Below are 7839 nucleotides of genomic sequence, written 5' to 3'. Positions count from 1 at the left end.
CGCCCAGCCGGCCGCGTCCGCCCCGGCGGCCACTCCGGCCGCGGCGCAGCCCACGGCGGCAGCAGCGGCCCCGCAGCCCGCCCCTGCCGCCGAGGCGCAGACCCCGTCCAAACGGTCGAAATCGGCGCGCGCCGCCAAGCCGCGCGCCAAGGGCTGGACCGAAGCCCGGATCGTGCGCGAGCTGCACCGCCACGGCATCTATTGGTGAGCTGGCGCGACGGGCGGCAAACAAAAGGCCGGGCAACCGCCCGGCCTTGTCATTCTGCCACGCGAGCCGACGTCACTGCTGCACGGTCTGGATCACGCTGGAGATCGGCCGCGCATTGGTCATCGTGGTCGGCAGCTTCGGATCCTGGCCGATCATCGCATCATATTCGGGCAGCGTGTCGAGCGTGCCCTTCGGCTTCATGGCGACGACCTTGAAGCCGCCGGCCTTGAGCCGCCGCAGCAGGGTCGGCAGCGCCAGCGCGGTGTTCTTCTGGAAGTCGTGCATCAGGATGATGCCCTTGCCCTTCTTCTCGAGCCCGGTCATCACGGTGTTGACGACCTGCTCGGCATCCTTGGAGCGGAAGTCGAAGCTGTCGACGTCGCAGGAGAACATCGCGACGTTGCGGCTGCCGAGATAGGCCACCGCCGACGGCCGGTGCTGCAGCTGCGGGAAACGGAAGAACGGCGCCGGATTGGTGCCGAGCGCGAACTTCACCGCGCTGAAGCCCTTCTCCAGCTCCTCCTTGGCCATCTCGTCGGTCATCTTCTTGCCGTTGAGATTGGCGTGCGACCAGGTGTGAACGCCGACGACGTGACCCGCGGCCAGCACCTGGCGCAGGATCTCCGGATGATAGGTCGCGTGCTTGCCGATCGAGAAGAAGATGCCGGTGGTGCATTCGTCGGCCAGCGCTTTCAGCACGGCCGGCGTGTTGCCCGGCCACGGGCCGTCATCGAAGGTCAGCACGACCTCGTGGTCGGCGAGGAAGTCGAACTGCTTGAAATGATCGAGGCCGAAGCCGGGGCCGCCGGTGGTGTCGACCACGACGGTGCGGGAGATGCCGAGCGCATCCGGATTGGCGCAGGTCGATTTCGGCTGCACCGGCGCGGCGGCGGAGGCCGCGGGCCTGGCCGGCACCGTGCCGGTATAGTCGACATCGTCCTTCGTGCCGTCCTTGGCGCCGTCTTTGGCGTTCTTGGCGGCGACCTTCGCCGGGGGTGGCGCGGGGAGGTCGGCCGGATTCGCCGCGGCGCTCTGCGCGGCGGCCTTGGCGGCGTTCGGCTTCGAAACCCAATACCAGACACCGGTGATCGCCAGCGCCGCGACGACGGTGGCCAGCATCAAGCCTAACGCATTACGCATGGTTACTCTTCCCGAAAACGCGAGACACGCGATGGACGGACACGACGGCGTCCGGCCCCTCAATCAGCTTCCATTAGTGCCAACGAAACGTTAACGCGGTCCCAACACCGCCGGGATCGGCGAACATTTCCGGCACCATGCGCGTCCCGATCGGCCGTTCAGCGGAGCGGCATGTCGCCGCGGCGACGGGCCGTGCGGCCCGCAGGGACCAGGGTTGAAGCGGCCCGATCTGGCGTGACCCGCGTCACTGTTGCGAGAGAGCGATCCGACCATGATGGGTCCATTGAACAACGGGCCCGCGCTGCTGCGGACCAATGGGAGCCAGCCATGACCAAGACCTTCACTTTCCTGCGCACCGCCGCCCTGACGGCGGCCGCCGCCGCCGCCCTCTCGACCGTCGCGTCGAGCGCGAGCTTCGCCTTCAGCGCCGAGGCGCAGCAGATGTGCACCGGCGACGCCTTCCGCCTGTGCAGCAGCGAGATCCCGAACATCCCGGCGATCACCGCCTGCATGATCAAGAACCGCTCCTCGCTCTCGTCGGGCTGCCGCACGGTGCTCGACAAGGAGGTCCTCAAGCGCGGCGGCAAGGTCGCCGAGGCCGGCGACGCCAACTGATCGCGGCGGCTCCCAACCCCGGCTCGCGCGCCTCGGCTGCGACCGAGGCGCTTGCGAGGCCCGGTTGTGGCCACTAAAAGCGCCGCCAACCCTTCATCGCCGGGAGCGAGGCGTCGGTCATGCGCAGGTTTTTAGGTCTCATTCCGCTGGTCCTGATGGCGTCGGCCGCCTCGGCCCAGCAGCAGCCCGGTCAGGACGCCTGCGCGCGCGACGTGTCGCGGTACTGCCGGGCCGTCATGAACAACGGCGACCAGGCCGTGCTGGCGTGCCTCAAGGAGCACCGCGCCAAGCTGTCCAAGGCCTGCGACAAGGTGCTGACCGACAACGGGCAGTAGCCGCCGGCCTCAGATGCGCGCCATGCGGATTACGAGACCGCATGTGGGAGCTTCTGAATTCAGGCCACCCCCGACGTCATTCCGGGGCAAGGCCGCAGGCCTTGAACCCGGAATGACGCGGAAAGAGCAGTCGTCCCTCTGCTTCGACGTCGATGAGCAAAGACGGCGAGCTACGGCCCGCTCCGCGCGGCGCTCGCCACGGCCGGTGCCTGCTCGGCGGTGCGGTCGATGTCGTCGCGGCTGCGCACCGAGCCGAACGGGCGCTCGAGCATGCGGCGGATGCGGACCGGGTCGGGCCCGACGTGGAAATCGATCGCGCGCTGGTGCAGCTCGCGCTCGGCGCGGGTCGAGCGGTTGCGCTGGCGCAGATAGTCGATCCAGGTCGGGCAGTGATAGCGCTCGGTCCACAATTCGGGATCGGCGATGTCGCGGGCGATCGACCAGCCATAGGCGCCGTTGCGCTGGCGGCTGAGCTGCACGTCCTGCATCAGATCGTGGAAGGCGCGCGCATTGTCCTCGGCGACGCGGTATTCGATCTCGACCACCAGCGGGCCGGAGCGCGGCGTCAATTCGAGCTGCACCTCGGGATCGGCCAGCGTCTCGCCATCCTCGTTGCGGGCGCCGACCGGCGGCATGCGCAGCCACAGGCCGAGCAGCGGCGAGATCATCATCAAGCCGCCCGACACCAGCAGCGCCACCTCGACGCCGGCGGCGTCGGTGAGACGGCCCCAGCCCCAGCTGCCGATGGCGATGCCGCCGGAGATCGCGGCCTGGAACGCCGCCAGCGCGCGTCCGGCCACCCAGCGCGGCGCCGACAGCTGCACGCCGATGTTGAACAGGGCGACCGCGAGCATCCACACCGCGCCGGCGACGACCAGCGCCGCCGCCGTCAGCACCGGCTCGGTGCTGAGCGCCACCGCCGCGGTCGCCGCGCCGAGCGTCAGCGCGCAGGCGCGGATCGCCGCCTCGCCCGACAGCCGCTTCCTGATCTCGCCGATATTGAGCGCGCCGACCACCGCGCCCATGCCGAAGGCGCCGAGCATGATGCCGTAGGTCTGCGCGCCGCCATGCAGCAGGTCGCGCGCGACCAGCGGCATCAGCGCCGAGATCGAGCCGCCGATGATGCCGGTGACCAGAGTGCGGATCAGCACGATCCGGATCGACGGCGAATGGATGATGTAGCGGACTCCGGAGACGATGGCGCGGTTGAGCGGCTCGCGCGGCAGCCGGCTCGGCTCGACCACGCGCCGCCACAGGAACAGCGCCGCGAGCAGCGGCAGATACAGCAGCGCATTGGCGGCAAAGGCCGCGACGGCGCCGGCGGCGGCGACGACCACGCCGCCGATCGCCGGGCCGAAGCTGCGCGCGATGTTGTAGCTGATGCCGTTGAGCGCGACCGCGGCCGGCAGCGTCTCCGGCGGCACCTGCTCGCTGACCGACGACTGCCAGGCCGGACCCATCAGCGCCATGCCGCTGCCGATGACGAAGCACAGCGCGAGCAGGCGCTCGGGCGTGACCATGCCGAGCCAGGCCAGCACTGTCAGCGTGGTCGCGCCGCCCAGCGCCACCGCCAGCGCGACCAGCGCGACGATGCGCCGGTCATACATGTCGGCGATGGCACCCGCCGGCATCGAGATGAACATCACCGGCAGCATCAGCGCGGTCTGCACCAGCGCCACCTTGTCGGCCGACGACGTCATCTGCGTCATCGCCCAGGCGGCGCCGACGGCCTGGATCAGCAGGCCCAGATTCGACAGCAGGCTCGCCAGCCAGATGCGGCGGAACACGGTGTGGCGCAGCGGCGCGGCGATGCCTTCGGCCGCGAACAGCTCCCGTTTCGGCGGCGCATTCATGCAGGTCGGTCCATGTCGGCACGTCGCCTTGAGCTCTGTCGCATTGAACTATCGCTTGATTCCGCCCGGACCTATGTGATGCCTGCGAATGTCCGCCGCTGTCCAGTGCCCCTCAATACCGGGGTGAGTCTGAACCGCGGCCAACGAACCCGAGATCAACGAGACCAAAGGGAGATCGCCGATGAAACTGACGCGCCGCAGCATCCTCAAGGGCATGGGAACCCTGCCCCTGCTCACGGGCGGTCTGCCCTTGCCCGTGCTGGCACAGACGGCGCCCGCGGCAGCGGCGGGCGAGATGCCGCCGGTGCTGTTCGTGCACGGCAATGGCGATCACGCGGCGCTGTGGATGACCTCGCTGTGGCGGATGGAATCCAACGGGGTGCCGCGGTCGCGCCTCGCCGCGCTCAACTTCACCGATCCGCTCGCCCGCAATGACGACGCGGTGGCGCAGCCGAACCGCTCGTCGACGGACGATCAGCGCCGCGAGCTGATGGATGCGATCAAGGCGCTGAAGGAGCGAACCGGCGCGGCGCGCGTCGCGCTGGTCGGCAGTTCGCGCGGCGGCAATGCGATCCGCAACGTCGTGAAGAACGGCGGCGGCGCCGATGTCAGCCATGCCGTGCTGTGCGGCACGCCCAATCACGGCGTGTTCGACTGGGACGACAGCCCCGGCAGCGAGTTCAACGGCCGCGGCCCGTTCCTGCGCGGGCTGAACTCCGGCGACAGCGAGGTCACGCCGGGCACCGCGTTCCTGACCCTGCGCAGCGACGGGCTGGACAAATACGCGCAGGCCGACGGCCGCCTGGTCGGCAAGCCCGGGGTGCCCACCGGCATCACCGCCGAGGGCCCGGCGCTGAAGGGCGCGACCAACCTGGTGATCGGCGCGCTCGATCATCGCGAGGTCGCGTTTCATCCGCGCGCGTTCCGCGAGATCTACAAGTTCATCGCCGGCCGCGAGCCGGCCTTCATCGCGATCCAGCCGGAAGCCGAGGTGCGCATCAGCGGCCTCGTGACCGGAACACCGGGCGGCGCGCCGACCAACCGGCCCGTCGCCGGCGCCGGCGTGGAGGTCTACCGCGTCTCGGGCGAGACCGGCGCGCGCAATGGCGAGCCGCTCTATCGCGGCCAGACCGGCGCCGACGGACGCTGGGGGCCTGCGCAGATCGATTCGACGTCCTATATCGAGATCGTGCTGACGTCGCCGGGCGCTCCGATCACGCATTTCTACCGCTCGCCGTTCCCGCGCTCGTCCGATGTCGTGCATCTGCGCGCGGCGCGCCCGCTCGGCCAGGCCGATGCAGGCGCGGGTGCCATCGTCATCATGTCGAGGCCCCGCGGCTATTTCGGGCTGCCCCGCGACATCGTGCTTCTCGACGGCAAGGAACCGGCCGACGTACAGAAGGGAGTACCTACGGACGCGGCAACGACATTGCGGCTGCCGGCGGGCGACATCGGACGCAGCGTCACCGGACTGTTCAACGAGGAACGCATCACCGCCCGTGTTTGGCCTGCATCGGAAAGTAGAATTGCGATGATCGAACTGACTAATTAGTTGTGGAGTACGATGATACGTAACGGTCACGGAGAGCGCGCGACAGCGCTCTCTTGTCCCAGCGAGGCGAAAGGTACGAACGTTACCTCCGAGACCAGGTTTCGGACACGTCCGTGCCGATCCGTCTCGCGCGGCGTCGGCGCGTCTGCGAGCGCCGCCTCGAGATCGCTGTTCGGTCATCGGCTGCACGAACCGGGATCGAAAGGCCGCCCATGAGCACCGCCGACGTTACCTATCTGCCCCGATCACCGCTGGTGCCGCCGATGCCGCCGCGCGCGCCCGACAGCATGGGCACCCTGCGCCGCGTGCTGATGATGGGCGAGAACGCGATCTCGACCTGGAGCCAGCGCGCCTATGAGGACGAGATCGTCCGCGGCCGCTTCCTGGGCAGCTCGAGCTACATTCTCAACACGCCCGAGACCATCAAGCATGTGCTGGTCGACAATTGGGAGAACTACGCCCGCACCGTCGGCGCCATCCGCGTGCTGCGGCCGGTGCTCGGCGAAGGCCTGCTGATCGCCGAAGGCAAGGCGTGGAAGCACCAGCGCCGCACCTTGGCGCCGGCGTTCACGCCGCGCGCCGTCTCCGGCCTCATTCCGCACATGGTCGCGGTGACCGACGAGACCGTCGCGCGGCTGCGGCAGCAATGCGGCCAGCCGCTCGACCTGCGCGAGATCATGCAGCGCATGACGCTCGACATCGCCGGTCGCACGATGTTCTCGTTCGAAATGGGCCGCCATGGCGCGACCTTGCGCGACTTCGTGTTCGAGTACGGCACGCGGCTGGCGAGCCCGCATCTGCTCGACATCGTCCTGCCGCTGTCCTGGCCGACGCCGCGCGATTTTGCGCGCCGGCGATTCCGCAGGCGCTGGACCGATTTCATCGCCATGCTGATGGCCGAGCGCCGCGCCGCCGGCAAGCTCGAGGATGCGCCGCCGCGCGACCTGTTCGACCTGATGGGCGCGGCGCGGGACCCCGAGACCGGCGCCGCCTTCACCGATGCGCAGCTCGCCGACGAGGTCGCGACCATGATCCTCGCGGGCCACGAGACCACGGCGACGGCGCTGTTCTGGGCGCTGTATCTCATCGCGCTCGATCCGGCCAACCAGGAGAAGCTCGCCCAGGAGGTGCAGGGCGCGACCGATCCCGGCAACCCGGATCAGCTGCCGTTCACCCGCGCCGTGATGGACGAGACGGTGCGCCTGTATCCGCCGGCCTTCCTGATCGCACGCGCCGCCAGCGGCCCGGACCAGATCGCGGCCTTCCAGGTCAAGCGCGGCGACGTGGTCCTGATCTCGCCCTGGCTCCTGCACCGTCACGAGCGGCTGTGGCGCGCGCCCAACGCGTTCATGCCGGAGCGCTTCCTGCCGGGCTCGCCGCCGCCCGAGCGCTTCGCCTATCTGCCGTTCGGCGCCGGCGCGCGCGTCTGCATCGGCGCGCATTTCGCGCTGGTCGAGGCCGTGCTCGCGCTGGCGCGGCTGGTCGGCGCATTCCGGATCGAGCTCATCGACCGCGCGCCGGTGATGCCGGTCGGCGTGGTGACGACCCAGCCCGATCGCTCGCCGCTGTTCAGGATCACGCCGCGCTGAGCTGCGGCGCGGTCCCGCGACTTTACCGAAATGTCATGCGCTCCGGGCGGCCGCATGGATTGCCGGATCCGACAGCGGTTCGCATATTGAGGAAGCGGGCCGGCCGAGGACCCGACATACCAGCGCGAAGGACGCCATGCTCGAAGGATTGCGCCAATTCATCGCCGACGTCGTGTCGCCGCAGGAGACGCCGGCGTTCGACGACAACGGCTATCAGCTGGCGGCGACCGCGCTGCTGATCCACGTGATCTCGCTGGACGGCGAGCCGAGCGAGGCCGAGCGGCGCAAGCTGCACGGACTGATCGAGCTGCGCTTCGGGCTCGATCACGGCGCCGCCGACCGGCTGATCGCCCAGGCCATGCTGGCGGAAGGCGAGGCGGTCGACCTCTATCGCTTCACCAGCGTGATCATGCGCGAGGTCAACGAGGCCGGGCGGCTGCGCATCGTCGAGATGATGTGGGAGCTGGTCTATGCCGACGGCAAGGTGACCGAGTTCGAGGACAATGTGGTGTGGCGCGCCTCGGAGCTGCTCGGCATCTCGACCCGC

General features: G+C 69.3%; 7 protein-coding genes and 1 pseudogene. 6 read left to right on the top strand and 2 right to left on the bottom strand.

Translation table 11 applies throughout. The features are described from left to right. Positions 1–208 (top strand): annotated as a pseudogene (locus tag BRAS3809_RS28570) (hypothetical protein); the annotation flags it as partial. Positions 209–280: 72 nt separating this feature from the next. On the opposite strand, the gene BRAS3809_RS28565 reads toward BRAS3809_RS28570, so the two are convergent. Beyond that, complete coding sequence (locus tag BRAS3809_RS28565) at positions 281–1348, bottom strand: polysaccharide deacetylase family protein (protein WP_008965489.1); 1068 nt, start codon at positions 1346–1348, stop codon at positions 281–283. Between the two features lie 327 nt (positions 1349–1675). Between BRAS3809_RS28565 and BRAS3809_RS28560 the strand changes: the two genes are divergently transcribed. Further along, a complete protein-coding gene (locus BRAS3809_RS28560; RefSeq protein WP_008965487.1) occupies positions 1676–1963 on the top strand; it encodes a hypothetical protein in 288 nt (95 codons plus the stop codon). Positions 1964–2082: 119 nt separating this feature from the next. Further along, positions 2083–2298 (top strand): cysteine rich repeat-containing protein, encoded by a 216-nt coding sequence (locus BRAS3809_RS28555; RefSeq protein ID WP_035659195.1) that lies wholly within the window; start codon positions 2083–2085, stop codon positions 2296–2298. Between the two features lie 170 nt (positions 2299–2468). Here the strand turns inward: BRAS3809_RS28555 and BRAS3809_RS28550 are convergent, their stop codons facing one another. Then, positions 2469–4151, bottom strand: a complete 1683-nt coding sequence (locus tag BRAS3809_RS28550) for an MFS transporter (protein WP_008965484.1) — start codon at positions 4149–4151, stop codon at positions 2469–2471. 181 nt (positions 4152–4332) lie between these two features. On the opposite strand from BRAS3809_RS28550, the gene BRAS3809_RS28545 reads away from it, so the two are divergent. From BRAS3809_RS28545 to BRAS3809_RS28535, 3 genes are all read left to right on the top strand, one after another. Further along, on the top strand, positions 4333–5703 hold the full coding sequence (locus tag BRAS3809_RS28545; RefSeq protein ID WP_008965483.1) for a hypothetical protein: 1371 nt from the start codon (positions 4333–4335) through the stop codon (positions 5701–5703). Between the two features lie 212 nt (positions 5704–5915). Continuing rightward, the gene (locus tag BRAS3809_RS28540) at positions 5916–7292 is read left to right on the top strand and encodes a cytochrome P450 (RefSeq protein WP_008965482.1); all 1377 of its coding nucleotides are present in this window, start codon (positions 5916–5918) and stop codon (positions 7290–7292) included. Positions 7293–7428: 136 nt separating this feature from the next. Next, a partial coding sequence (locus tag BRAS3809_RS28535) for a tellurite resistance TerB family protein (RefSeq protein WP_035659190.1) occupies positions 7429–7839 on the top strand: 411 nt, incomplete at its 3' end.

It is taken from the genome of Bradyrhizobium sp. STM 3809, from assembly GCF_000239795.1.
GTDB lineage: Bacteria > Pseudomonadota > Alphaproteobacteria > Rhizobiales > Xanthobacteraceae > Bradyrhizobium.
The sequence above is the reverse complement of the archived record's forward strand: the minus strand, read 5'-3'. Positions and strand labels throughout refer to the sequence as shown.

Coding starts and splice junctions, on each gene's coding strand:
- BRAS3809_RS28560 (WP_008965487.1), top strand. CDS start 1,676: ATGACCAAGACCTTCACTTTCCTGCGCACCGCCGCCCTGACGGCGGCC.
- BRAS3809_RS28565 (WP_008965489.1), bottom strand. CDS start 1,348: ATGCGTAATGCGTTAGGCTTGATGCTGGCCACCGTCGTCGCGGCGCTG.
- BRAS3809_RS28540 (WP_008965482.1), top strand. CDS start 5,916: ATGAGCACCGCCGACGTTACCTATCTGCCCCGATCACCGCTGGTGCCG.
- BRAS3809_RS28545 (WP_008965483.1), top strand. CDS start 4,333: ATGAAACTGACGCGCCGCAGCATCCTCAAGGGCATGGGAACCCTGCCC.
- BRAS3809_RS28555 (WP_035659195.1), top strand. CDS start 2,083: ATGCGCAGGTTTTTAGGTCTCATTCCGCTGGTCCTGATGGCGTCGGCC.
- BRAS3809_RS28550 (WP_008965484.1), bottom strand. CDS start 4,151: ATGAATGCGCCGCCGAAACGGGAGCTGTTCGCGGCCGAAGGCATCGCC.